The organism is Nocardia sienata NBRC 100364, assembly GCF_001613205.1.
Classification (GTDB): domain Bacteria; phylum Actinomycetota; class Actinomycetes; order Mycobacteriales; family Mycobacteriaceae; genus Nocardia; species Nocardia sienata.
Genome location: NZ_BDBX01000008.1, coordinates 80,202 through 105,051, shown reverse-complemented (window position 1 = coordinate 105,051; position 24,850 = coordinate 80,202). Strand labels below are relative to the sequence as shown.

At 68.0% G+C, this 24,850-nt stretch carries 23 protein-coding genes; 8 read left to right on the top strand and 15 right to left on the bottom strand.

From position 1 onward, the window contains the following. Positions 1-3: 3 nt before the first annotated feature. The 14 genes from NS4_RS08000 to NS4_RS07935 all read right to left on the bottom strand — a co-directional run bounded on the left by NS4_RS08000 (position 4) and on the right by NS4_RS07935 (position 15,943). Positions 4-1,257, bottom strand: coding sequence for a cytochrome P450 (locus NS4_RS08000; protein WP_063058856.1), 1,254 nt, complete (start codon positions 1,255-1,257; stop codon positions 4-6). Between the two features lie 2 nt (positions 1,258-1,259). Continuing rightward, on the bottom strand, positions 1,260-1,457 hold the full coding sequence (locus NS4_RS07995) for a ferredoxin (RefSeq protein WP_030521171.1): 198 nt from the start codon (positions 1,455-1,457) through the stop codon (positions 1,260-1,262). A gap of 41 nt (positions 1,458-1,498) precedes the next feature. Beyond that, a complete protein-coding gene (locus NS4_RS07990) occupies positions 1,499-2,350 on the bottom strand; it encodes an SDR family NAD(P)-dependent oxidoreductase (RefSeq protein WP_063058855.1) in 852 nt (283 codons plus the stop codon). A gap of 53 nt (positions 2,351-2,403) precedes the next feature. After that, positions 2,404-3,243 (bottom strand): alpha/beta fold hydrolase, encoded by an 840-nt coding sequence (locus NS4_RS07985; RefSeq protein ID WP_063058961.1) that lies wholly within the window; start codon positions 3,241-3,243, stop codon positions 2,404-2,406. Between the two features lie 233 nt (positions 3,244-3,476). After that, positions 3,477-4,091 carry an NADPH-dependent FMN reductase gene (locus tag NS4_RS07980; RefSeq protein WP_245665167.1) on the bottom strand — a complete coding sequence of 205 codons (615 nt, stop codon included), beginning with the start codon at positions 4,089-4,091 and terminating at the stop codon, positions 3,477-3,479. Between the two features lie 10 nt (positions 4,092-4,101). After that, entirely contained in the window at positions 4,102-5,091 is a 990-nt protein-coding gene (locus NS4_RS07975) for a cyclase family protein (protein ID WP_063058853.1), read from the bottom strand. Between the two features lie 42 nt (positions 5,092-5,133). Then, a complete protein-coding gene (locus NS4_RS07970) occupies positions 5,134-5,955 on the bottom strand; it encodes a coniferyl-alcohol dehydrogenase (protein ID WP_063058960.1) in 822 nt (273 codons plus the stop codon). 52 nt (positions 5,956-6,007) lie between these two features. Then, positions 6,008-7,315, bottom strand: coding sequence for an LLM class flavin-dependent oxidoreductase (locus NS4_RS07965; protein WP_063058852.1), 1,308 nt, complete (start codon positions 7,313-7,315; stop codon positions 6,008-6,010). Then, on the bottom strand, positions 7,312-9,108 hold the full coding sequence (locus tag NS4_RS07960) for an FAD-binding protein (protein WP_084487007.1): 1,797 nt from the start codon (positions 9,106-9,108) through the stop codon (positions 7,312-7,314). The genes NS4_RS07965 and NS4_RS07960 overlap by 4 nt, the downstream gene beginning before the upstream one ends. Continuing rightward, the gene (locus tag NS4_RS07955; RefSeq protein ID WP_063058851.1) at positions 9,109-10,074 is read right to left on the bottom strand and encodes a 3-carboxyethylcatechol 2,3-dioxygenase; all 966 of its coding nucleotides are present in this window, start codon (positions 10,072-10,074) and stop codon (positions 9,109-9,111) included. Beyond that, a complete protein-coding gene (locus NS4_RS07950; protein ID WP_063058850.1) occupies positions 10,031-11,698 on the bottom strand; it encodes a bifunctional 3-(3-hydroxy-phenyl)propionate/3-hydroxycinnamic acid hydroxylase in 1,668 nt (555 codons plus the stop codon). The genes NS4_RS07955 and NS4_RS07950 overlap by 44 nt, the downstream gene beginning before the upstream one ends. Position 11,699: 1 nt before the next feature. Continuing rightward, positions 11,700-12,563, bottom strand: a complete 864-nt coding sequence (locus NS4_RS07945) for an alpha/beta fold hydrolase (protein ID WP_063058849.1) — start codon at positions 12,561-12,563, stop codon at positions 11,700-11,702. A gap of 67 nt (positions 12,564-12,630) precedes the next feature. Next, positions 12,631-14,283 (bottom strand): FAD-dependent oxidoreductase, encoded by a 1,653-nt coding sequence (locus tag NS4_RS07940; protein WP_063058848.1) that lies wholly within the window; start codon positions 14,281-14,283, stop codon positions 12,631-12,633. Positions 14,284-14,395: 112 nt separating this feature from the next. Then, positions 14,396-15,943 (bottom strand): AMP-binding protein, encoded by a 1,548-nt coding sequence (locus NS4_RS07935; RefSeq protein WP_063058847.1) that lies wholly within the window; start codon positions 15,941-15,943, stop codon positions 14,396-14,398. Between the two features lie 499 nt (positions 15,944-16,442). Between NS4_RS07935 and NS4_RS07930 the strand changes: the two genes are divergently transcribed. The 6 genes from NS4_RS07930 (at position 16,443) to NS4_RS07905 (ending at position 22,629) form a co-directional block, all read left to right on the top strand. Further along, a complete protein-coding gene (locus NS4_RS07930; protein ID WP_063058959.1) occupies positions 16,443-17,303 on the top strand; it encodes a mycofactocin-coupled SDR family oxidoreductase in 861 nt (286 codons plus the stop codon). Positions 17,304-17,466: 163 nt separating this feature from the next. Continuing rightward, positions 17,467-18,825: a cytochrome P450 gene (locus NS4_RS07925; protein ID WP_063058846.1), complete on the top strand. Its 1,359-nt coding sequence runs from the start codon at positions 17,467-17,469 to the stop codon at positions 18,823-18,825. Positions 18,826-18,889: 64 nt separating this feature from the next. Then, on the top strand, positions 18,890-19,981 hold the full coding sequence (locus NS4_RS07920; RefSeq protein WP_063058958.1) for an amidohydrolase family protein: 1,092 nt from the start codon (positions 18,890-18,892) through the stop codon (positions 19,979-19,981). 46 nt (positions 19,982-20,027) lie between these two features. Next, a complete protein-coding gene (locus NS4_RS07915; RefSeq protein ID WP_063058845.1) occupies positions 20,028-21,173 on the top strand; it encodes an amidohydrolase family protein in 1,146 nt (381 codons plus the stop codon). Further along, complete coding sequence (locus NS4_RS07910; protein ID WP_245665165.1) at positions 21,173-21,658, top strand: Rieske (2Fe-2S) protein; 486 nt, start codon at positions 21,173-21,175, stop codon at positions 21,656-21,658. Before NS4_RS07915 ends, NS4_RS07910 begins: the two co-directional genes overlap by 1 nt. A gap of 101 nt (positions 21,659-21,759) precedes the next feature. Continuing rightward, on the top strand, positions 21,760-22,629 hold the full coding sequence (locus NS4_RS07905) for an alpha/beta fold hydrolase (RefSeq protein WP_063058844.1): 870 nt from the start codon (positions 21,760-21,762) through the stop codon (positions 22,627-22,629). 17 nt (positions 22,630-22,646) lie between these two features. Here NS4_RS07905 and NS4_RS07900 read toward each other — a convergent pair whose 3' ends face one another. Further along, complete coding sequence (locus NS4_RS07900) at positions 22,647-23,120, bottom strand: hypothetical protein (RefSeq protein WP_063058843.1); 474 nt, start codon at positions 23,118-23,120, stop codon at positions 22,647-22,649. 104 nt (positions 23,121-23,224) lie between these two features. On the opposite strand from NS4_RS07900, the gene NS4_RS07895 reads away from it, so the two are divergent. Together NS4_RS07895 and NS4_RS31355 are read left to right on the top strand one after the other, a co-directional pair. Continuing rightward, complete coding sequence (locus tag NS4_RS07895; RefSeq protein WP_063058842.1) at positions 23,225-24,553, top strand: NADH-ubiquinone oxidoreductase-F iron-sulfur binding region domain-containing protein; 1,329 nt, start codon at positions 23,225-23,227, stop codon at positions 24,551-24,553. Further along, the gene (locus NS4_RS31355; RefSeq protein WP_084487006.1) at positions 24,550-24,831 is read left to right on the top strand and encodes a ferredoxin; all 282 of its coding nucleotides are present in this window, start codon (positions 24,550-24,552) and stop codon (positions 24,829-24,831) included. Before NS4_RS07895 ends, NS4_RS31355 begins: the two co-directional genes overlap by 4 nt. Positions 24,832-24,850 lie beyond the last annotated feature (19 nt).

Here is a 24,850-nt window from a genome sequence, read left to right as displayed (position 1 = left end):
TGGTCACCACGTCACGGGTAGGCGGTACACGCCGAAGGCGAGCTTGTCGTGTTTGAATTCGACGTCTTCGATCGGAATCGCCAGGCGCATCGTGGGGATCCGCCGCAGCAGGGTTTTGAAGACGATCTGCAGTTCCACCCGAGCCAGCTGCTGACCGACGCACTGGTGCGGGCCGAACCCGAAGCCGACATGCAGGCGGGCCGGGCGGGTCAGGTCGAGTTTGTCGGGCTCCGGGAACTGGGCGGGGTCCCAGTTGGCCGGGGCGAGGTCGATGATCACACCCTCACCGGCCCTGATCGTCTGCCCGCCGATCTCGATATCGTCGAGCGCGACCCGGCGCTGACCGTTCTGGATGATGCTCAGATAGCGCAGCAGTTCCTCGACCGCGCCGCCGACGACCTTGGGATCGTCGGTATCGCGCAGCAGGGCGAGCTGCTCGGGGTTCTCGAGCAGGGCGAGGGTGCCGAGCGCGATCATGTTCGCGCTGGTCTCGTGCCCGGCGATGAGTACCCCGGTGCCGATCTGGGCGGCCTCCTTCATGGAGATCTCGCCCGCGGTGACACGTTCGGCGAGTTCGGTGACCATATCCTCGGCCGGGTTCTCCATTTTGGCCTTGATCAGGTCGATCAGATACCGGGCCAGGCCGACCCGGCCTTTGGCCGACTCCTCCTTGGTGGCGTAGCGGGAGACACCGGTGGTCGCGTGCTGCTGGAAGAACTCGTGATCTTCGTAGGGCACGCCGAGCATTTCGCTGATCACCAGCGACGGCACCGGCAGCGCCAGCGCTTCCACCAGGTCGGCGGGCTGCGGCCCGGCCAGGATGGCGTCGATATGGTCGTCGGTGATCTGCTGGATGGCCGGGCGCAGCGCGTCGACGCGTTTGACGGTGAACGGTTTGGTCATCATCCGGCGGAATCGGCTGTGCTCTTCGCCGTCGGTGTTGAACACCGATTTGGCGCGGTGGTTGACCAGGTCGAGCATGCCCTCGTTCCAGTGCGGAAATCCCGGCTGCGAATCATCGACGCTGATGCGGGGATCGGACATGAGCGATTTGAGCTCGGCGTATCCGGTCACCAGCCACGGGGTACTGCCGTCCCAGATGCGCACGCGGCTCAGCGGACGTTCGCTGATCAGCCCGAGCACCTCGGGCGGCGGCGCGAACGGGCAGCCGGGCGCGCGGTCCTGTGGATAGGCCAGGATCTCGGCGGCGTCCGGCGCGGTCTGGGTGGGTGTCTCGGCTCCGGAAGAATTCGACACTGCTACTCCTCGTGGACGTGAATGGCCATGGCGGGGCACACGGCGGCGGCCTCGCGCACCTCGTCGGCGAGCTCGTCCGGCGGGTTCTCGTCCAGCAGGACGACGATGCCGTCGTCCTCGCGCTGATCGAACACCGCGTCCGCCGCCATCACGCAATGCCCGGCGGCAATGCATTTACCTTGCTCGACAGTCACTTTCATGACGTTCTCTTTCTGGTGGTGATGATCGCGACTCGGCCGGCTCACGACGATCCCGCCGGAGCCGAGACCGAGCCGTTGGCCGCCGGGTCGGGTCTGCGGGCGCGCAGCGGTTTACCCGCGGTGGTACCGCCGTCGACGGTCAGGACCGTCCCGGTCAGGTAGCGGGACCGGTCGCCGGCGAAGTAGACGGCCGCTTCGGCGACGTCCTCGGGCGTGCCCTCACGCGGCAGTGGGCGGTCCTGGTTCATCATCTCCCGCATGGCCCGCGTCATCCGCTCCGCCTTTTCCGGCGACATGGTGGTGGAGGCCTTGGCGAGCAGATCGGTGGGGATATTGCCGGGGGCGAGGCAGTTGACCCGGATGTTGTGTTGCGCGAGTTCGATCGCCGCGGATTTCGTGAAATGGACAACCGCCGCTTTGGAAGCGCGGTAGGTCATCACCCCGCCGCCGGCCTGTACTCCGCCCACCGAGGAGAGGTTGATGATCGAGCCGCCGCCGTGCTCGGACATATGCCGGGCGGCCAGCCGGGTCCCGGCCATCACGCCGAGCAGATTGACCGACATCACCCGGTGGAAATCGGCGAAATCGTCGTGCAGGATGCTGCGGTGCATCGTCCCGGAGATCCCGGCGTTGTTGCACATGATGTCCAAGCCGCCGAAGCGTTCCACCGCGCACTCGACGAGTGCGGCGATCTGCTCGGGATCGGCGACATCGGTGGTCCGGAACAGCGCGCCGGCGCCGCAACGCCGGGCCACGGCGGCGCCGCGCTCGGCGTCGAGATCACCCACCACCACCCGGGCTCCTTCGGCCACGAACCGCTCGACCATGGCGCTGCCCAGCCCGGTCGCACCGCCGGTCACCACCGCGACCTTGCCCGCCAACTCGTTGCCCATGCCCTGAATTCCTCTCCTCACGACTTTCCGTAGCCCCGTGCGACCCCGGCGGTTCATCCACTGCCCGCATAGCCGGGAGCCGGGGACTGCCGGTCCAGGAAGTCCAGGAGCAGCGCGTTGACCGCTCCGGGTTGTTCCAGCTGCGGGCAGTGCCCGGACTCCTCGACCACGGCCGAACGGGCGTCGGGGATACGGGCCGCGAGCTCGGCGGCCCAGCCCGGGGACAGGAGCTTGTCGGCGCCGCCTTCGACCACCAGGGTCGGGACCCGGATCCGCTGGAACGGGCGGTCACCCGGGCCGGGCGGTGGCGGCGCATCGGGACGCCGGAACCGTGCGGCCGCGATCGCCTCCCAGGCGCCGGGGGCGGTCGCCGAGTCGAATCGCCGGCGCACATAGTCCTCGTCGGCCGGATAATCGGGCGAGGCGAACAGCGCGGTGACGATCCGGCGCATGGCGGGCAGGGTGGCGTCGAAATCGTAGAGGGCCTGCATATGCTCACCGGCCCGGATCTGCCCGCCACCGCATATGGCCACCATTGCGCGCACCGGCAGCACCGGATGATCGGCGGTGGTATCGGCCAGCAGGTTCACCGCGCCCATGGAATTACCCACGAAATAGGCGGATTCGATGCCGAGCAGCGCGCAGAACCGGGCGATATGCCGGATACGCAGTCCCCGGCCGTCGGTGAAATCGACGACCTTGGCCGATTCGCCGAAGCCGAGCATATCGGGCGCGAAGACGTGGTACTGCTCGGCGAGCGCGGCGATGGTTTTCTCCCAGCCGATCTCGGCGCTCGCTCCGAATTCCCCACCGTGCAGCAGGACGACCGGTTCGCCCGCGCCCGCCTCCAGGAAATGTGTGTGTAGACCATCCACCACAAGTGTGCGGTGCAGGTAACCGCCCGTGCTGTGCCGATCCGGGGCGTCCGAGGATCCTGCACGGCCACGTTCCGCTACCGACCCCTGGCCCGATTCGCTTGTCCTGTGTCCACCGAGGCCGGCCGAGGACTCCCCGGGGTCCCGCCCCGTCACCGCATCCGGACCGAACTCGCCCGTGCCGCGACCCTCGAGCACGACCCGGGACCCGCCGTGGTCACGCTCCCCGGCCGTCTCCCGGTCCGAGTCGCTCATACGGTCCCGCCGATCGCCCTGGCGCTGGTGAGTACCTGCGCGGCCAGCAACTCGAGCTGACCGCACACCCCCGGGTCGGCCAGGGCCCCGGTGTTGTCCCAGATCTTGTCCGCCGAATTGATCGCCACCCCGATCGGCGTGGGCCAGGCGCGCAGGGCGTGACCGATGCCGCGCAGCTGGCCGAGGGTGCCGACCGCGGCCTGCCAGCCGTAGGCGCAGGTGATACAGCCCCAGGGTTTGTTGTCCAGGTAGACCGTGGGATCGGTCCGCATATCCTCGACGTAGTCCAGCGCGTTCTTCACCAGACCGGAGATGGCGCCGTGGTAGCCGGGTGATCCGACGATCACCGCGTCGGCGGCGCGCAGTGCCTCGACCAGTGCGATCGCCTGCGGGGTGCGGGCGGGGTCGTGCGGGTTGTACATGGGCAGATTGATATTCGCGCCGCTGAACAGCGCCGTGCGCCCGCCGCGCCGCTCGACCTCGTCCAGGCAGTGCCGGAGAGCCCGCTCGGTCGACGAGTTCGCCCGCAGCGTGCCGCCGAGGCCCACCACGAACGGCCGTGTCGCCGCGCCGAGTTCTGTGCGATCCACCATTGTGCTTCCCACGGACATGACCGGCCTCCTATTTGATGGCGATCGGGTTGATCGGCGAACCCACGGCCCCGACGACACGCAACGGCGGTGCGATCAACTGGAATTCGTAGACGCCGTCGGCGGCGCAATCGGCGGCCAGGGCGGTGAAATCCCAGTACTCGCCCAGCATGAGTCCCATATCGCGGAGGCAGAGCATATGCATCGGCAGGAAGGTGCCCTCGACGCCGGAGACCGGGTCCTCGACCATCAGATTGTCCGCCGCCACCGCGGCGATCTCGTGTTCGTGCAGCCACTGCGCGCAGCGCCAGTCCAGGCCGGAATAGGGTTCGGTACCGTCGCCGGCTTCGAGGAAACGGTTCCACCAGCCGGTGCGGACCAGCACGATATCGCCGGATTCGATGGTCACGCCCTGACGTGACGCCACCTCGTCGAGTTCGTCCGGGGTGATCGGTTCACCCGGGGTCAGAAAGGTTTCCACACCACGGTGTTTCACCAGATCCAGCAATACACCGCGGCTGGTGATCCCCTTGCTGTCGACCTTGTCGATACCGCAGTGGAACGCACCGAGACTGGTCACCGAATTCGCCGGGAAACCGTTGTAGAGCTTGTCGTCGTAGTAGACGTGGGAGAACGCGTCCCACTGCGTCGCCGCCTGTAGCGGCATAACGACCATATCGTCGTTGAAACGGAACGGATTGTCCTCGAAGAATCCGCTCAACTGACCGGCCACCGAATTGCGCAGCCATTTCGGGCCGTACTGGACGAGGGTTTCGGCGTCGCCACCGTCGACCGTCATGAGGTGTGTCGGATTCTGCCGGAACTGGAACGCGCCCTGCGGCCCGGAGGAGCCGAAATCGATACCCAGTGGGAACACCTTCCCATGCCGCACGAGTCGCGCGGCGGCGGCGACTTTGGCGGGGGTGATGAAATTCAGGGTGCCGAGTTCGTCGGCCGCGCCCCAGCGCCCCCAGTTGCGAACACTGTCGCCGACCTTCCGGAAATCGGTCAAAGTCGCCACGGTGCTCCTCCTTCCACAGTTCTCATTCGTTCGGCGCCGGTCTCACGGCGCGTCCGTGGGTGCGGATCCGGCCAATTCGTTCGCCAGCCGTGCGGCGATATTGCCGCCGTCGACCCACAGCACCTGGCCGGTGATGTAGCCGGCGGCCCGGCTGTTCAGGAACAGCAGTGCCGCCGCCTGTTCGACGGGGTCGGCCGCGCGGCCCAGGGGTTTGGGAATTCCGTCGAGGTAGTCCTGGCCGTAGGCGTTGCGCAGCTGGTCCAGGATGGGTGTTTCGGTGACGCCGGGTCCGGTGCAGTTCATCCGGATCCCGCGGGCGGCCAATTCCACCGACCGCCGGACGGTGTAGAGGATGATCGCCTCTTTGGACAGCCGGTACCCGCCGTCGGCGAGCGCCTCCGGATGGTTCTCGCACCAGGCGATCCCCGCGGCCATCGAGTCGGTGTCCAGGAGTCCGTTGACCGCCCACCGGTTGTCCAGATAACCGGCGGCGGCCAACGAGGAGACACTGACCACCGCCGAACCGGGGGCCATATGCGGCACCAGGGCTTCGGTGAAATGCCGGAGCCCGAGGAAATTGATGGTGGCCACGCGCAGCGGGTCACCGATTCCCGACGAGACGCCGGCAATATTGAACAGCGCGTCGACACCTGTACCGACCTTGCGGGCGGCCCGGTCGATGGATTCGGGGTCGGCCTGGTCCATTTCGTAGAACTCATCGAGTTCGGTCCCGGGGCGGAGCAGATCCAGCCCGACGATCTCGGCGCCCAGATGGCGCAGCTGATGCACTACGCAGGCGCCGATACCGGAGGCGCAACCGGTCACCACCACGCGTTTCCCGTCGAAACGCCATCGCCCGTCCATCGTCTCCGCCTCCGGCACCGCTCTCTCCTGTCCTATGGCCGCGTGCGGCGGGTCAGCCCTGCTGCTGTTCGTCCTTGAGGCGCTGGGCGGCCTGTACCCGGCCCTCGTTGATCTCGGCCATCGCCTCGGGGATCTCGCTGGCGGTGAATTTGCCGCCGCGTCCGGTGGGCAGGCCGCCGAACGAGTACTCCTCGTCGAAGTCCGGCGAGGCGAGCGGACGCCGCCGCCGCTCGACCTTCTCGATGACCGGTTCGAGCCGTTTGGCCTTCGCGGCCACGGCTTTCTCGTCGCGTTCGATGAATTCGGGCAGGATCTCCTTGCCCATGATCTCGATGGACTCCATGGTGCCCTCGTGGCTGCGCGGATTGAGCAGCAGAATGATCTCGTCGACCCCGCTCTCCTCGTAACCGCGCAGGAACTCGCGCACCGTCTCCGGCGACCCGATCGCGCCGCGGCCGGGACCGTAGGCGAGGGTTTCGTCCTCTTTCACCGCATCCAGGTAGCGCTCCCACACCCCGGTCCGGCCGGGGGTGTGCATTCCGGTCATGTAGTAGTGCATGATCCCGAACGAGAAGAAGCCGCCGCCCACACCGAGCCGTTTCACGGCCTCGTCGTCGGTACGCGCCACCATCATCGACAGGTCGCCGCCGATCGCGAGGATATTCGGATTGATCTGCGGAACAGTAGGTGCCGCCTTCTCCTCGAACTCCTGGTAGTAGCCGCGCACGCGTTCCCCGAGCGGGCCCGGGCCGGTGTAGGCGAAGCTGAGCGCGCCGATCCCCTTCTGCGCCGCCATCTGCACCGAGGAGGGCCGGGTGCAGGCCACCCACAGCGGCGGATGCGGGGTCTGGCGGGGTTTGGGGATCACATTGCGCGGCGGCATCTCGATGTGCTGGCCCTTGAACCCGGTGAACGGGGTCTCGGTCATACAGCGGAGAGTGACGTCGAGTGCTTCTTCCCACTGGCCGCGTTTATCGGCGGGGTCGATATTGAAGCCGCCGAGTTCACCGACCGACGACGATTCGCCGGTGCCGAATTCGACCCGGCCACCGGAGAGGTGGTCGAGCGTCGAAACCCGTTCGGCGACGCGCGCGGGATGGTTGATGCCGGGCGGCAAGTGCATGACACCGAAACCGAGGCGGATGTTCTTCGTCCGCTGGCTGGCGGCCGCGAGGAACATCTCCGGGGCGGTGGAGTGGCAGTACTCCTCGAGGAAATGGTGTTCGGTGAGCCATACGGTGGAGAAACCGGCCTTATCCGCAGCTTCTACCTCGGTCAACCCGTCGGAGAACATCTCGAATTCGTCGTCGTCGCTCCAGGGCCGCGGCAGGGCGAACTCGTAGAAGAGGGATATTTTCATCGATTGCCTCCAGTGGATTCGATGGTCACGTCATTTCCTTCGGCCGGCCGGACCACCCCTGCGCCGGTCTCCCCCGCTCCGGACGGTGCCCGCCCCGCGCAGTGCTCGGCGGCGATGTATCCGAAGGTCATGGCCGGGCCGATGGTGGCGCCGGCGCCCGCGTAGCTGCGGCCCATCACCGCGGCCGAGGTGTTGCCGACCGCGTACAACCCGTCGATCGCCGATCCGTCCGCACGCAACACCCGGGCGTTCTCGTCGGTGCGCAGACCGCCCGACGTGCCGAGGTCGCCGAGGACGATGCGGAACGCGTAGTAGGGCGGTTTCCCGAGCGGGAAAAGATTCGGGTTGGGCAGCGTGGGGTCGCCGTAGTAGTTGTCGTAGACGCTGTCGCCGCGCCGGAAATCGTCGTCGTGACCGGCGAGGGCGAGTTCGTTGAACCGGGTCGCGGTGGCCTCGAGTTCGGCGGCGGGTACGCCGATCTTCCCGGCGAGCTCGGCGAAGCTGTCCGCGGCTTTCACCACACCGGATTCCAGCCAGGCCGCCACCATCGCGAATCCGGTCGGCACCGGGGCGAACGGCACCTTCGGAATCGGCAGATGCCCGCCGATCACGTATTTGTGCCAGGACCGGTGATCGGTGATCAGCCAGCACGGAATATGGGTCACTCCGCTGCGCTGGCCCGCGATCATCGCGTGCCCGAAATCCATATAGGGCGCGGCCTCGTTGATGAACCGCTGACCCGCGCCGTTGACGATGAACTGCGCGGGCATCATCCGCTCGTTGAGCATGAACTGCATCCGGCCGTCCGGCCAGTGGATGGCCGGGAACCACCAGGCCTCGTCCATCAGGTCGGTGGCCGCGCCGGCCTGCTGCCCGGCCCGGATACCGTCGCCCAGGGCCGCCGGGTTACCGAAACTCCAGTCCTGCTCGACCTCCGGCAGTTCCGCTTTGCGCCAGGCCATATCGTGGTCGAATCCGCCGGTAGCCAGGATCACGCCGCGGCGCGCCCGGATGCGTACCGGCTTCCCGTCCCGGGTCACGACCGCGCCGGTCACCTGCCCATCCGCCCCGGTGATCAGCGAGGTCATCGGGGAACCGAGCCACAGCGGGATCTCGCGTTCCTTCATGGCCAGGCGCAGCCGGGCGATGAGGGACTGCCCGATGGCGGCGATCCGGTCGCCGAACACATGGGCCCGGAACATCCGCCAGATCAGCTTCAGCATCACCGCCTTACCGCGCCAGTTCTGCCGGACCTGATAGAACAGCCGCAGATCCTTGGGCCCGAGCCAGATCCCCTTCGGCGCGAGGGCGAGCGGTTTGAGCAGCTTCTCTTCCTCGTCACCGAGCTCACGCAGATCGATCGGCGGCACATTGATGGTGCTGCCCTGCGGCGAGCCGCCCTCGAGTTCGGGGTAGTAGTCGGCGTAGCCGGGCTTCCACACGAATTCCAACCACCGGCTGCGCTCTTCGAGAAACGCCATCATCTCCGGCGATTTCTCGACGTAGGCGCGCAACCGTTGGTCGGTGACCAGTCCACCGGTGATGGTCCGCAGATATCCGACCACCGCGTCGGGGTCGAGCGCGAAACCGTCCCGCTGCTGCGCCGGCGCGTTGGGCACCCAGATCCCGCCGCCGGAGAGGGCAGTGGAGCCCCCGTAGTAGTCGGCCTTCTCCACCACCAGGGTGTCCAGGCCCAGCGCGTCGGCGCGCAGCGCGGCACTCATACCGCCGCCGCCGGACCCGATCACCAGCAGATCGATGGTTTCGTCGAAATCCGTCTCGTCGGTGCTCACTCATCGCCTCCTGTCGTCGGTCGGCTCATCGGCCGGCCGGGCCGTGCGCACGGCGAAACCGGCGATGAGCTCGGGCGCGGGCCGGTAGTAGCGCAACCCGGTCCGGTACGAGCCCTGCGCGGCCAAGGCCGCGAACGCCGCCACCCAGGTGCGGACCTCGTGCGCCGAATTGCCCGCCACCCGGGTGATCTCGTCGTTGTCCCAGTCGTCGACCGCCGCCAGGCGGCCGGTATCCACCAGATCCAGGAACGCCCGATCCCATTCCGGGTTGAGCGCTTGCAGCGGACTGTCACCGGCGGCGAAATCACGGGCGGCCGCGATCACCGCGGTCTGCCGGGCGGCCCGCTGTTCGCCGGTCATCGGACGGCCGTGCACTATCCGCTCCAGCACCGGGCCGGGAGCGGTCGCCCGCTGCGGCACCGGTGGGTCGTGGGACAGACCGCCCGAGCCGATGACCAGAACCCGCTTGCCCACGGTCGCGAGATGGCGGCCGACCGCGGTACCCAGCGCCCGCACCCGGCGCAGCGGGCCGAGCGGCGTCGCCACGGAATTCACGAAGATCGGGATCACCGGCCGCGCGGTGGCGTCGCCGAACAATCGCTGTAGCGGCTGCACGGTGCCGTGATCGACCGACATCTGCGCCGACGTCGCGATATCGATTCCGGCGTCGAGTAGCGCTTCGGCCAGTCGTAGCGCGCGGTCCTCCGGGACGTGCAGCGGTCCGGCGTGGGTCCCGTAGTCCCCTACCGCGGTCGCTGCCGTGCCGACGCAGAAGGGCGGCATGAGCTTGTAGAAGAACCCGTTGTAGTGGTCCGGGGCGAACAGGACCACCAGCTCCGGGTCGAAGTCGCGCACGAAATCCCGGGCCCGGTCCAAGGCCGCCCCGACCTCTGCGCGCAGGTCGGGACCCGGCCCCGGGAGCTCAAGGAGCGGGCTGTGCGAGACGCAGCACACGGCCAGCGGCATCGGTACCTCCCGGAGTGAGTTCGAGGGTTCTGCGCAGCGCCGCCCCGAGTTCGGGGGCGTGCTGGGCGATGGAGGCGCCCGCGATACAGCGGTCCGGGCGTAGGAAGAGCACCGAATCGAGTTGGGCGTCGAACCATTTCTTCAAGGCGCCGGTGCTGTCCCCGACGACCACCACATCCGGGTCGTCGTGGCCGGTCCAGTGCAGCTGGGTGGCGGGCCGCGCCTCGACGAAACGCGCGCCGAGCGCTTTCCAGAGTTCGAATTCGTCACCCAGTACTTTTCGCGGGTGGTTGTTCCAGCACAGCACCGCGAACCACGGGCCCAGTGTCTCGTCGAGCAGTACCGCGGGCTGTGCGCGGGTCACGACCCGCGGCTGGATGAACAGGGTGCCGACGGCGGACTGCGGCGAACGCGACCAGCCGTGTACCACGGCACCACGGTCGTAGCGCGGCATGGGCTTGAACCGCATCCCGAGCACATACCGTTTCAGCGGCGGTACCAGGGTCAACCCCCGCACCAGTACATCCCGCACCGCGGCGACCCGGTGATTCGTCGGTGAGATGACCCGCCCGACCATGGTGGACAGATCGATCATGGCCCGGGCGTGTTTGCGCCGCTCCTGGTCGTAGGTGTCGAGCAGCCCGTCGCCGGCCACCCCGGACGCCACCGCCGCCAGCTTCCAGCCGAGATTCGCCGCGTCCCGGATACCGCTGTTGTAGCCCTGGCCCTGCCAGACCGGCATGAGATGCGCGGCGTCACCGGCCAGTAGCAGGCGGCCTTTCCGGAATTCCCCGGCGATGCGGGAATGGTGGGTGTAGACCCGGCGCCGGATCACCGCGAGCCGATCGGGATGCGGTACGAAGGGCGCGAGCAACCGCGCCAGGAAGTCCGGCGTCTCGGCTTCGGCGTCGGATTCGTCGGCGTGCAGGAGGAATTCGAAACGCCGGATACCGTGGGCCAGCGAGATCGACACATTCGGCCGCGCCGGATCCGCCCCGACCTCCACATTCGGATGCCCGAGCGGGTCACCGTCGATATCGACCACCAGCCAGCGGGTCGGCGAGGTGGTGCCCTCGAAGCTCACGCCCATCGCATGCCGGGTGGTACTGCGCCCGCCGTCGCAGCCCACCACGTAGCGGGCCCGGACCTGCTGCGGGCCGTCGGCGGTATCGAGCAGGGCCCGCGCCTCGTCGCCGGTGTCCTCGCATTCGCGCAGCGCGGTGGCCCAGCGGATCTGCACACAGTCGAAGCGGTCGAGCCCGGCCAGCAGTTCGGCGTCCACCAGCGGCTGGATGAATCCGCTGCGCTTGGGCCAGCCGAATTGCTGGTCGGTGGGAGCGATCTCGGCCAGCAGCCGCCGCTGCCCGTCGACGAACCGCATGATCTGGTTCGGGTTGGTGTGCGGCAGGATCCGCTCCACCAGGCCGGTGGATTGCAGGGTGCGCAACGATTCGTCGTCGATGCCGACACCGCGCGGATAGTCGATGAGGTCGGGGCGTTCCTCCACCAGCAGGGTGTGCACGCCGTAGCGGCCGAGGGTATTGGCGATGGTCAGCCCGACCGGCCCCGCACCGACGATCAGCACGTCGAAGAGCTCTGGTCCGCTGCCATTCCCGGTACTCATATCAACCACCCAGCAGGAATCCGAGATGCAGTGCGTCGAAGGCTGCGGGCGCCTCGTACTGCGGCCAGTGCCCGCATCCCGGGAGCACCTCGAAGCGGGAGCCCGGGATCATGGACGCGATCCGCTTACCCTCGGCGACGTCGGCGGTGGGGTCGTCGCTGGTCCACACCACGAGTGTCGGCGCGGTGATACCGCCGTACTCGCGGGGTCCGAGCAGATTGCGGGCCCGGATCACCGGATCCTGGAGCGCCATGATGTCGCGCATGGCGTCGGCGAAACCGGGCTGCCGGTAGACGCGCTGCCGGCTGGCGACGATATCGGCGTAATCCTTGGATTTGTCCGCCATCAGCCATTTGATCCGGGCCTGCACCGTCTCCCAGGTGGGGTCGGTGGCCGCCGCCATGGACAGGGTGATGATCCGCTGCATGACCTCCGGATCGGCCTGTGAACCACCCGCGGTATTGAGCACCAGTTTGTCGACCCGCCCGGGATGGTCGTAGGCGGCCCGCGCGGCGACCCAGCCGCCGAGCGATTCGCCGCTGATATGGGCGCGCCCGGCACCGATGGCATCGAGGAACGAGATCAGATGCCGCACATAGTGTTCGATTTCCAGGGGATGCCCGGGTTTATCGGTGTACCCGTGGCCGAGCATATCGATCGACCAGGTGGAGAAGTGCTCGGCATGCGCCGCCAGATTCCGGACGTAGGCCTCGGCGTGCCCGCCCGACCCGTGCAGGAACACCAGCGCCGGTCTGTTCCGGTCGCCGGCGTGCAGATAACGCGTGCGCACCCCCGCCACATCCAGGTATCCCTGATCGAACGCGACACCCTGCAGGTCGCACCACACACTCTCGTATTCCGACACTGCTACCTTCCGCTCTGTCCACTGCCCCGGCCCGCGGCGATCACGCCGTACGGTCACCCGTATTCGCTCAGTACTTCACCGATTCGCCGGTGGCCGCGTGATGGCCCGCGCGTAGCCCCCAGACCATCCCGGGCCCGAGGGTCCCGCCGGCACCGCCGTAGGCGCGCCCGGTCACTCCGGCCATCGCATTGCCGACCGCGTACAGCCCGGGGATCACCGCACCGCCGACGTGCCGGACCCGGGCGTCGCGATCGGTCCGCGGCCCGCCCTTGGTGCCCATGGCACCCACGGTCACCGGCACCGCGTAGTAGGGGCCGGTATCGATCGGCCCGAGCGTGCGCCCGGCGACGGTATCCGCGTCCGGGTCGCCCCAGTAACCGTCGTATTCGCTGGCACCGCGACCGAAATCGGGATCCGATCCGTCCGCGACGGCCCGGTTCCAGGCGGCGACGGTGCGCCGCAGCCCCTCGGGATCGATACCGGTCCGGGCGCCGAGTTCGGCGAGGTCGGCGGATTCGCAGAACCAGTCGGGTGCCGTACCACCGGGTTCGACACCCAGGAATCCGTAGCGGCGCAGATGTTCGGCGTCGAACACCATCCAGCCCGGGTTGTTCACATAGCCGCCGCGCGGGTCCAGATAGTGGAAAGCGCCCGCCATGGAGTTGTAGTCGGCCGCTTCGTTGACGAATCGCGCACCGGCCCGGTTCACGATGATGCTGCGCGGCCGGGTGCGTTCCAGCCGCACACTGCGGCTGCGTTGCCGGCCGTCGATGGTGTCACCGGGCAGCTGCACCACCGGTACCCACCAGGCCTCGCCCATGTTCCCGAGGTCGGCGCCGTGTGCCATGGCCATCCGCAACCCGTCGCCGGTGTTGTTCGGCGGTGACACCGGGCCGGTCATCGGCCCGCGCAGAAAGGCTTTGACCAGGCGGGGATCCCATTCGAATCCGCCGGTGGCCAGGACCACGCCGCGGCGGGCCCGCACCGTATGCCGGGTGCCCTCGATCTCGACCCGGACCCCGGCGACCGTGCCGTCCACGGCGAGCAGTTCCACAGCCCGGGCTCCGGTGCGCGGGGTGATCCCGGCGGCGAGTACGCCCTCGAGCAGCCCGGCGACCAGCGCCTGACCCGCCACGCAGATATCGGCCGAGGCGTCACCGAGTACCGCTCGCAGCCGGGCCCGGGTCTCGGCGTCGAAGCCGACATTGCTCCAGTCGAGTGGGAATGTGGTGATCCGGTCCCGCCACTCACCGAGGCGGGCCAAATCGTAGGCCGCGGGGCCCAGTGACCGGCCGCCCGCGGGCCGACCGCCGGGCAGCTCCGGCTTGTAATCCGGAAAACCTTCGGCCACCTCGAATTTCACGGCACTGTGCTCTTCGACGAAATCGAGCATGCGCGCACCCGTGCGGACGAACACCTCGACCAGTTCGTCATCCATGGAATCCAGGGATTGCGCGTTCAGGTAGGCCAGTGCGTCGGCGACGGTGAGCTCGCGGTCCGCCCGGGCGTGCGCGGGGATCCAGGCCAGTCCACCGGACACCGCGCTCGTTCCGCCGACCGTGGCCGCCTTCTCGAACAGTGCCACCGACGCTCCTTCGACGGCCGCGGCGAGCGCCGCGGTGAGCCCGGCGGCTCCGCTGCCCAGCACGACTACGTCGGCCTCCTCGTCCCAGGTGTTCGACTGATCGGATTCGGCAGCCGATGGCTGATGCGATGGCACTGCGCTGTCCTTTCGGCGAGCAGGCGGAGAGGCGCCGGACCCGGCGGGCTGCCGTGCGGAGCACGGGCCGGAACCGGCGCGAGTAAAACGCTAATCTCCCTTTTCGAGAATACTATTCTCGCAGGATGGATGCCGCAATACCCTCTCGGATCAAATGTTTCTGAATCTTGCCGCTGGGGGTCCGTGGGAAGTCCGTGGCCTCGAACAACCGCTCCGGAAACTTCTGCCGCGCCACCCCGGCGCGCTCGAAGAAGGCCCGCACCTGCGCCCGGGACGGGAGCTCACATCCCGGCTGCAGCCGCAGCACCGCACCCACCACCTCCCCGAACCGTTCATCGGGTAGGGCGATCACCACCGACTCCGCCACCTGCGGCATGGCGTCGAGCACATCCTCGACCTCCCGTGCGCCCACGTTCTCGCCGCCGCGGATCACCACATCGGCTTTGCGATCGGTGATGGTCAGGCAGCCGTCGGCATCCAGCACCCCGATATCGCCGGTGTGATACCACCCGTCGGCGTCGAACGCCCGCGCGGTCAGTTCGGGATCGGTGTAGCCGAGGCACAGATCCGGTCCGCGACTGAGGATCTCGCCGTCCGCGGCGATCCTTATCTCCACACCCGGCATGGGCCGGCCGTCGGTGGCGAGCCGCTCGCGCGCGGGGGCGTCGAGCGCGGAGGCCGTGATGGACGGATGCTCGGTACTACCGTAGGCACGGAAGGCGATCACACCCAGATCGGTCAGCATCCGCGTCACGGCGGCGGGCACAGCCGAACCGCCCAGCCCCACATAGCGCATATGCGCGAGATGTTCCGGGGTGTAGTCGGGGTGCTCGACCATACTCGTGACGAAATACGGTGGGCCGCCGCCCACCACGAGCCCGTCGGACCGCATGAGCGCCAGCGCCCGGCCCGGCTCCCAGACGTCGAGCAGGTTCACCGGCCTGCCGTGCAGCACCGGGAGCAGGCAGGCGCCCACCATTCCGATGAAGTGACCCACCGGGGTGGCGGTCAGCTGATCTCCACGGTCCTCCCTGTTGCGTTCGGCGAGCTGCAACGTTTCACAGCCGAGGGTCTGATGGCTGTGCACGACACCCTTGGGCGCGCTCGTCGTCCCGGAGGTGAAGGCGATGAGCGCGGGGCCCGCCGGGTCGGCGGGCAGCACGCCCGGCATGGGCTCGCCGGCGAGCAGATCGTCGAAATCGCGCCCCACCACCCCGATGATGGGCACCTCGGCACAGACCTCCGGATCGTGCACGGTACGGCCGAACTCGGCCATGGTGATGTAAACCTTCGGCCGGGCGACCCGCAGGATATGGCCCAGCTCGCGGCGCCCGTAGAAATGCACGATCGGCACCACCGCGGCGCCCAGGAACGACGCCGCCCAGAAGGTCGCCGCGGCTTCCATCCAGTTCGGCAGCTGGAACGCCACTACATCACCGGGGCCGACACCACGGGCCCGCAGACCCGCGGCCAGCCGCCGGGCCACCCGTTCGACCTCGGCGAACGTTCCCCGCCAGGGCCGCACCTCGGAATGCACCCGGAATTCGGTCGCCGGCGCGGCGGCCAGGCCGCGGCTCAGCAGATCGCCCATGGTGTCACCGGTCCACCAACCCTCGGCGATATACCGGGCACGCAGTTCGTCGGCCACCACCCGGGTCACCGGACCCCACCTCGAATATGCCGATCGGACATAACGGTTCACCCCTTCCGCGCCGGCGGGATGCTCGGCACCCCGTACGAGGCACCCACGCGAGCGCGTCGGAGTCGTATCCGCCGACTGGTGAAAATGTAATTCTCCAAGGAGGCGAGCGATAAAATCGCCTCAGGCATCCAGCGCGCAGCACCTATAACCGCTTCCCAGCAGTCGAATTGCCACACCGGCCGGAATCGGTCCATCGACCAGGCTTCTTGCTAAGCCTTGCCGCCGAGCCCAAAGGTAGAGTACCGTTCTCGTGTGCGAAAACGCAGTTCTTTTCGCATACGAGAACAGCCGTATGTCCGCAGCCGGTACCCGGCGGTGCCGGGTCGACACCGAATCGGGGCCGCGGCCGGATCGACGCGCGGCGCTCGCCGCGCACCCTGCCCCGCGCCCGCGGCCGCTCCCGGCGGTCCGGCGCACCGGGCAGGTGGCTCCCGAAAACAGATCGAAAGGGAATGCTGTGGGACGTGTCGAAGGCAAAGTCGCATTCATCACGGGCGCCGCACGTGGTCAGGGCCGAAGCCACGCCGTACGACTGGCCGAAGAAGGCGCCGACATCATCGCGGTCGACCTCTGCCAGAACCTGTCGACCATCGGTTACCCGCTGGCCTCGCCCGAGGATCTCGAGGAAACCGTGCGCCTGGTCGAGAAGACCGGTCGCCGCATCATCGCGTCCCGGACCGATGTCCGTGACGCCGTCGCCCTGAAAGCGGCGCTGGATGCGGGCGTCGCGGAGTTCGGCAAGCTCGATGTCGTGATCGCCCAGGCCGGCGTCGCGGGTATGAAGGGCAAACCGGATATCCAGGCGTGGACCGATGTCATCGACACGAACCTGGTCGGCACCATCAATGCCATCCAGGTCGCACTCCCCCATCTCGGCGAGGGCGCCTCCATCGTGGCCACCGGCTCCACCGCGGCGATGGTGGACACCAGCAAGGTCGACAACCCCGGCTCGGACCTCGGCGGTATGGCCTACGTGCATTCCAAGCGCGCCCTGTCGTACTACGTCTTCGATATCGCCCGGCACCTGTCCACCCGCGGTATCCGCGCCAATGTGGTCCACCCCACCAACTGCAACACCGACATGCTGCAGAGCGAGCCGATGTACCGCTCGTTCCGGCCGGATCTGGAGAACCCGACCCGCGCCGACGCGGAACCGGCCTTCTATGTCCAGCAGGCCATGAAGACGCCGTGGATCGAGCCGGTCGACATCTCCAACGCCATCCTGTTCCTCGTCTCCGACGAAGCCCGCTTCGTCACCGGTATGCAGCTGCGCGTCGACGCCGGCGGCTACCTGAAGTGGTACGACCACAAACTCTGACCCCGCCCGGCCACGCCGGTGCCGGCGGCGCGCGCACGCGGGCGATCGTCGCGCGCGCCGCCACACCGGTGGCGAGTCGGCACCCGACTCCCGGAGCGGCGCAGAGTTCCGGGCCCCGGCGAAGGTTCGCCGCCCCCAGTGACCAGCAGAGGGACTAGAGACCGTGACATCAACCGATAACGACCAGCGCAAGCAGAACCGGTACCACTTCGATCGGCACACCCCCGAATACCGCGAGCAGTTCACCGAGATCACCCACGAGATGCACGCGAAATGCCCGGTGGCGTGGACCGACACCTACGACGGGCACTGGGTCGCCGCCAGCGGTAACGCCGTCTTCGAACTGGCCCGCTGCCCGGAGGTCTCGGTCGATCACGACGTGCACAACGAGCGTCGCGGCTACCAGGGCATCTCCATTCCCAAACCGCGCCGCGCCGCCATGGTCCGCGGCGGCATGCTGGAGATGGACGAGCCCGAACACCGCACCTACCGGTCCGTGCTCAACCCGTACCTGTCACCGGCCGCGGTCAAGCGCTGGCAGCCCTTCATCGACGAGATCGTGCGGGCCTGCCTGGACGAGAAGATCGAAACCGGCAGGATCGATTTCGTGGACGATCTGGCCAATATCGTGCCCGCGGTGCTGACCCTGGCCATGCTGGGTATCCCCCTGAAGAAGTGGTCGGTGTACAGCGATCCGGTGCACGCCTCGGTGTACACCCCCGAGGATTCCCCCGATGCCGCGCGGGTCGCCGAAATGCACCGGACCATGGGTATCGATATCCTCACCAGCCTGCACGAGGCCAAGACCGACCCGCGGCCGGGCCTGATCAAAGCGCTCACCGAACTGCGCATCGACGGTGAGCCCGCCCCCGATATGGAACTGCTCGGGATGATCGGCCTGCTGATCGGCGGCGGTTTCGACACCACCACCGCGCTTACCGCGCATTCGCTGGAGTGGCTGTCGGAGAATCCCGAGGAGCGCGCGGAATTGAGCCGCGATCGCGACGAACTGCTCGACTCGGCCACCGAGGAATTCCTCCGCTATTTCACCCCCGCCCCCGGTGACGGCCGTACCATCGCCGAGGACTGCACCTACCAGAACACCGAGTTCCACGAGGGCGAACGGCTCTGGTTGTCCTGGGCGATGGCCAACCGCGACGAATCCATCTTCCCGGACCCCGACGATATCGTGCTCGATCGAAAGGGCAACCGGCACTTCAGCTTCGGTCTCGGCGTACACCGGTGCATCGGTTCGAATGTCGCGCGCACGGTGTTCAAGTCCATGCTGCTGGCGGTACTGGACCGGATGCCGGACTACACCTGTGATCCGGCGGGCACGGTGCACTACGACACCATCGGCGTCATCCAGGGCATGCGGAACCTGCCGGCCACCTTCACCCCCGGTAAGCGGCTCGGTCCCGGCCTGGACGAAACCCTCGATCACCTGCAGCGGATCTGCGACGAACAGGGCCTGGCCGCCCCGGTGACCGAGCGGCCCGGCGCCGCAGTGATCGACTACTGACCGCACGGTACCGGCCGGGACCGCGGGGTTCGGCCGGTAACTCTTTTCCGACGAGGTGATCGCGATGCAGGACCTGCCCGACGGCACCCGCACTCCGGTGATCGATACCAGCGTGCACATCTTCTTCCGCTCCAACGACGATATGCGCTCCTACCTGAACGAACCCTTCAAGAGCCGCGGTATCCCGGACGCGGAAATGGACTGGTACGGCGCGCCCGGTGGCGAGTACGTGAAGGGCGCGCGCGGACCGCATCGTGGCTATCCGGGATCGGATCCGGAATTCGTCGGGCAGCAGCTCTTCGAAGAGCGCGGCGTGGATGTCGCGATCCTGCATCCGATGACCCGCGGTATCCTGCCCGACCGGCATCTGACCACCGCGGTCCTGTCCGCCCACAACGACATGATGGTGTCGCGGTGGCTCGACAGCGGTACCTACCGCGATCGTTTCCGCGGCACGCTGCGGGTGAATCCCGAGGATATCGGTGGAGCGCTGCGCGAGATCGATCGACTCGGCGACCATCCGCAGATCGTGCAGCTCGGGATCCCACTGCAATCGCGCGAAGTATACGGAAAACCGCAGTTCTGGCCCCTATGGGAGGCTGCCGCGGCGGCGAACCTGCCGGTCGCCGCGCATCTCGAGACCGGTGAGAGCATCGGTCTGCCGCCCACCCCGTCGGGGCACACCCGGACCTACGAGCAGTACTACGGGTTCACGGGGCTGAACTACCTCTACCACCTCATGAACATGATCGCGGAGGGCGTATTCGAGCGGTACCCGGGACTGAAATTCGTCTGGGCCGACGGCGGCGCCGATCTGCTGACCCCGTTCACCTGGCGAATGGACACCTTCGGCCGGCCCCACCTCGAACAGACCCCCTGGGCACCGCGGATGCCCAGCGACTATCTGCCCGGCCACGTGTACTTCGTGCACGCCACGATCGACGGCCCCGGCGATGCCCCCTACGCCGCCGAATGGCTGGACTTCACCGGTAAGGACGACATGGTGATGTTCGGGTCCAGTTATCCGCACTGGCACAGCGGCGATACCGATACCCTGCCCGCCGCGCTGACCCCGCAGCAGCGCGAAAAGCTCTACTGGCGTAATGCCGCCGCCCTGTACAGCATCGATATCGACGCGGTCACCGCGGTCGGCTGATGCTGCTGCGGGCGGCCGAATCCGCGATAGTGCTCGAGGAGGCGCAATGACCACCGCACAGGACCTGACGCGGGTCCCCTCCACCGAACTGGTTCCGGTACGCGTCGTCGATTCCGATGTCCATCCGGTCCCCCGCCGGGGCGATCTGGTGGACCATATTCCGGAACCGTGGCGTACATCGTTCTTCCTCAGCCATCGCGTCGGCGACACCATCATCTACGACGCGCCGGACTACGCCCATTCCAAGGCCATGCGGGTGGACACCTTCCCCGCGAACGGTGAGTTCCCCGGAAGCGACCCGGATATGGCGTTCCGCCAGCTCATCATGGAGGCCGGCTCGGATATCGTCATCCTCGAACCAACAGTGAAGGCGACCCGGCTGCCCGAGGCGACGGCCGCGATGGCCACCGCCGTGAACCGCTGGCTGGACGCGCAATGGCTGGACACGCACAACAACTGGCATCGGCGGTGGCGCGGTTCGATCTGTGTGGCCATCGACGATCCGCGGGCCGCGGTCACCGAGATCGAGCACTGGGCCGGGCACGAATACATGGCGCAGATCCTCATCAAGGCCGAACCCCGCCCGTCGTGGGGAGATACCCGCTACGACCCGATCTGGGCCGCCGCGGTGGCACACGATCTGCCGGTGAGCTGCCATCTCAGTCGTGGCGCCTACGAGACCATGCCCATGCCGCCGGTCGGTTTTCCCAGCTACAACCACGATTTCATGGTCACCTACTCGCTGCTGGCGGCGAATCAGATCATGAGCCTGATCTTCGACGGGGTGTTCGACCGGTTCCCGGCGCTGCGCATCGTCTTCGTGGAGCACGCGTTCACCTGGATCCTGCCGCTCATGTGGCGGATGGACGCGATCTACGCGGCCCGCGGGTCGTTCATGTCGCTCGAGCGGAAGCCCTCCGAATATGTGAAGGAACACATCAGGTTCACCACCCAGCCGCTGGACTACCCGGAGGACAAGACCGAGCTCACCCGGGCGTTCGAATGGATGGAAGCGGACAAGATCCTGCTGTACTCCTCGGACTATCCGCACTGGACCTTCGACGACCCGCGCTGGCTGGTGAAACATCTGCCGCCCGCGGCCCGGGAGAACGTCATGTTCCGCAACGGTATCGAGACCTACCATCTGCCGGAAACCGTGCCGGCGCTGCCCGGACAGATGCGGGTCCACTGATGGCGGAGGGAATCGAGACACCCGGCCCGGTCGAGCGGGCCGCGGTGAGTGGCGAAGACGAGGACGCACAGTCGGCGAGCACCGGACATCCCGGGGCAGCCGCAGGCGAACGGATCCGGCTCGCCCAGGGCCGCGAACACGTGGTGGCGACCGTGGACGAGATCCCGCCCGGATCCTCCAAGGTGGTACCGATCGGCCGGCACGGGGTCGGTGTCTACAACGTCAACGGCACCTTCTACGCCATCGCGAACTATTGCCCGCACGAGGGCGGCCCGCTGTGCGCGGGCCGGGCGCGCGGACGCACGGTGGTCGACGAATCGGTCCCCGGTGATTCGGTCATGGTGCGCGACAACGAATTCATCTACTGCCCGTGGCACCAATGGGGTTTCGAACTGGCCACCGGTACCACCGCGGTGAAACCCGAATGGAGTATCCGCACCTACCCGGTGCGGGTGGTCGGCGGCGACGTGCTGGTCACCGCCTGATCCGGCACCGCCGGATACCTACGACGACCCGGCCGGCCCGTTTTCGCCGGCCGCGGGAGTGCCCATGCCGGTCCACTCCCCGAACCTTCCAGGAGTGTGCAATGCCCGCGGTAACGGTGAACGGCGGCAAGGTCGTCTACGAGATACTCGGCGCGACCGGTGATCTCATCGTGCTCACCCCCGGCGGCCGCTACAGCAAGAACACTCCCGGGCTCCGGCCGCTGGCCGAGGCACTGGCCGGCGGCGGGTACCGGGTACTGCTGTGGGACCGGCCCAATTGCGGCGCCTCCGATATCCAGTTCTTCGGGCAGACCGAATCGCATATGCGTGCCGAGACCCTGGCCGGAATGCTCGCCGAACTCGGTACCGGTCCGGTGATCCTGGCCGGCGGTTCCGGTGGCGCCCGCGATTCGATGCTCACCACCATGTTGTATCCGGAGCTGGTCACCGATCTCGTGCTGTGGAATATCGTCGGCGGGGTCTACGGCACCTTCAATCTCGGTGCCTATTACGTGCTGCCCGGCCTGCAGGCGGTACGGGGGCTGGGCGTCGAGGGACTGCTGCGGATGCGGGAGTGGCGGGAACGGATCGCCGAGAACCCGGACAACGAGCAACGGCTGCGGGCGCTGGACCCGGGAGAGTTCGTGAAGCTCTCGCTGCGCTGGCTCAACGCTTATGTACCGAAACCGGGACAGACGATACCGGGCGTGGACGACGAGATGTTCGAACGGATTCGGGTGCCCACACTCATCATCCGGGGCGGGGCGAACGATCTGGATCATCCCAAACGGACCTCGCTCGAGGTGAGCTGCCTGATCGAGGGCTCCACCCTCATCGATCCGCCGTGGCCCGAGGACGCCTGGGAGCGGGCGATGGAAGATCGGGCCCAGGGCCGGGTGCAGCAGTACAACATGTTCGACACCTGGGTGCTGGCGGCGCCGCAGATCCTGAAATTCCTGGACGAGCGATGAGCGGACCGCCCGCGCCCTCAGACCGTCCGGATCCGGACCTCGCAATTGGTGGAAGCCTCCAGCGCGGTGTGGATCCGGCTCTCCGGAACTCGCTCCAGATCGGATTCGCGCAGCAGCACCTGGAGGATGTCGTAACCTTCGGTACCCGGCATCCGGACGATCTCCCCGGTGAGCCCGAATCCCGCGAGGACCCCGTGGGCGTCGGCATCGGTACCGCGACTCACGTACGTGATCACGCCCGGCACCGCCGCCGTACCGAACACCCGCGCGCACTCCGCGACCACCCGTTCGGTATCGGCCGCGGCGTCGTCGGTATCCAGCAGCACCTGCAGTTCCCGGCGAGCGCGCGGGGCGGCGGTCAGGTCCCGGTCCAGGAGCCGGGCGCCGGATTCGGCGAGACCCGCGGCCAGCTCGGCCATACCCCGGACCAGCGAGTCGGCGGCCAGTTCACCGGCCGGGTCCACGTTCACCCGCAGCACCGCAGTTCGCATGCGGTTCAGCCTAATGGGCGCAAGTGGGTTCGGCCCATACGCGGCGACCGCGGCGCTGCGACCCATACCCGCGGCCGGACCGCCGCGCCCACTCAGGAGGGACGATGCAGCACATCTTCTCGTCGGCCAGGGGCCTCACCGTGGTCCCCTACCCCGGTAGCGATCCACGCCTGTTACTCACCGGCGGCGGGACGGAGAGCGCCTACGAATACCGGGGCCGGGGCGGCTACCGCCCGGTCGGCTCGGTCGCGGCGCTGGCCGATGAGGTCGAACGCAGCGGGTTGCGCGGCCGGGGTGGCGCGGGATTCCCGTTCGCGGTGAAGGTTGCCGGTGTACGTGGCGGCAGCCGGATGGGCGCGGGCGCGCCCCCGGGGTGGACCGAAACGGTGGTCGTGGCCAACGGCGAGGAGGGCGAACCCGCGTCGTTCAAGGATCGGTGGCTCCTGCGTCGCCGCCCGCACCTGGTTCTGGACGGTTTGCGGCTGGCCGCCGCACTGGTGGGTGCGCGGCGCGGATACGTCTATGTCTCCGATCCCGAAGCCGCGCGGTGTGTCACCGTGGCGCTGGAGGAACTCGGTGGCGGACTGCCCGACGGCCCGGAGGTCGCCGTGGTGCGGGTCGATCCCGGGTACGTGGCGGGCGAGGAGACCGCCGCGGTCCAGGCGATCAACGGTGGACCGGCCAAGCCGACCGACAAACCCCCGCGTCCCTTCGAAGCCGGTGTCGCGGGGCTGCCGACGCTGGTGAGCAATGTGGAGACGCTGGCCAATCTGCCGTTCCTGGACCGTTGGGGAGCCGACGCGTACCGGGCCGCCGGCACCGCGCTCTCCCCCGGCACCTTCCTGGCCACGGTCACCGCTGCCGGTCACCCGCCCACGCTCTATGAGTTGCCGCACGGTATCGCGTTCGCGGATCTGCTCGCCCTGCACGGTATCGCGGCGTCCGCGGTGCGTGGAGCTCTGATCGGTGGTTACTTCACCGGCCTGCTGGACCGGAGCGTGCTGGAGCTCACCCTGGACCACGAAACCCTGCGTCGCGCGGGCGCGGGCCTGGGGTGTGGGGCGATCGCCCTCCTCACCACGGAATGCCCGGTGGCGGTGGCCGCGGGAATTCTGAACTATTTCGATCGGGAGAACGCCGGACAGTGCGGATCCTGTTTCAACGGGACCGCGGCCATGGCAGCGGTCGCCGCCGCGCTGGCCGATGGCCGGGCCGGCGACGATGATGTGCGACGGTTGCGCCGCTGGTCGACAGTGCTGCGGGGGCGCGGAGCCTGCGGCACCCTGGACGCAGCCTGCAATACCGCGGCCGGCCTGCTGGACCGGTTCCCGGACGAGGTAGCCGCCCACCTCGACAATCGGTGCCCGGACTGCGCGGCCGGGCCCGCGACCGACCACGCCCCCTACCGGGTGGAAATGGAAGCGCTGCTGTGAAGATCAAGCTGGACCGCACACTCTGCGACGGATTCGGGATCTGCGCGAAATACGCACCCGAGCTCTTCTCCCTCGACGACTGGGGTTATGCCTCACTGGCCGGGAGCCCGGCCATCGCGCCCACGGACGAACCCGCGGTGACCCGTGCCCTGCTGGACTGCCCTGTGCACGCGATCACCACCCTGCCCGATCGCACCGGTCCGGCCGGCGATCCGGCCGCCACACGGGCCGGATCATCGTCTGCTGCTGGATCCGGTGAGCGGAAGTCGTTGCCGTAGCCGGGGCACCCACCACACG

Coding starts and splice junctions, on each gene's coding strand:
- NS4_RS07995 (WP_030521171.1), bottom strand. CDS start 1,457: ATGAAAGTGACTGTCGAGCAAGGTAAATGCATTGCCGCCGGGCATTGC.
- NS4_RS07990 (WP_063058855.1), bottom strand. CDS start 2,350: ATGGGCAACGAGTTGGCGGGCAAGGTCGCGGTGGTGACCGGCGGTGCG.
- NS4_RS07980 (WP_245665167.1), bottom strand. CDS start 4,091: ATGTCCGTGGGAAGCACAATGGTGGATCGCACAGAACTCGGCGCGGCG.
- NS4_RS07970 (WP_063058960.1), bottom strand. CDS start 5,955: ATGGACGGGCGATGGCGTTTCGACGGGAAACGCGTGGTGGTGACCGGT.
- NS4_RS07965 (WP_063058852.1), bottom strand. CDS start 7,315: ATGAAAATATCCCTCTTCTACGAGTTCGCCCTGCCGCGGCCCTGGAGC.
- NS4_RS07955 (WP_063058851.1), bottom strand. CDS start 10,074: ATGCCGCTGGCCGTGTGCTGCGTCTCGCACAGCCCGCTCCTTGAGCTC.
- NS4_RS07950 (WP_063058850.1), bottom strand. CDS start 11,698: ATGAGTACCGGGAATGGCAGCGGACCAGAGCTCTTCGACGTGCTGATC.
- NS4_RS07920 (WP_063058958.1), top strand. CDS start 18,890: ATGCAGGACCTGCCCGACGGCACCCGCACTCCGGTGATCGATACCAGC.
- NS4_RS07915 (WP_063058845.1), top strand. CDS start 20,028: ATGACCACCGCACAGGACCTGACGCGGGTCCCCTCCACCGAACTGGTT.
- NS4_RS07910 (WP_245665165.1), top strand. CDS start 21,173: ATGGCGGAGGGAATCGAGACACCCGGCCCGGTCGAGCGGGCCGCGGTG.
- NS4_RS07905 (WP_063058844.1), top strand. CDS start 21,760: ATGCCCGCGGTAACGGTGAACGGCGGCAAGGTCGTCTACGAGATACTC.
- NS4_RS07900 (WP_063058843.1), bottom strand. CDS start 23,120: ATGCGAACTGCGGTGCTGCGGGTGAACGTGGACCCGGCCGGTGAACTG.
- NS4_RS07895 (WP_063058842.1), top strand. CDS start 23,225: ATGCAGCACATCTTCTCGTCGGCCAGGGGCCTCACCGTGGTCCCCTAC.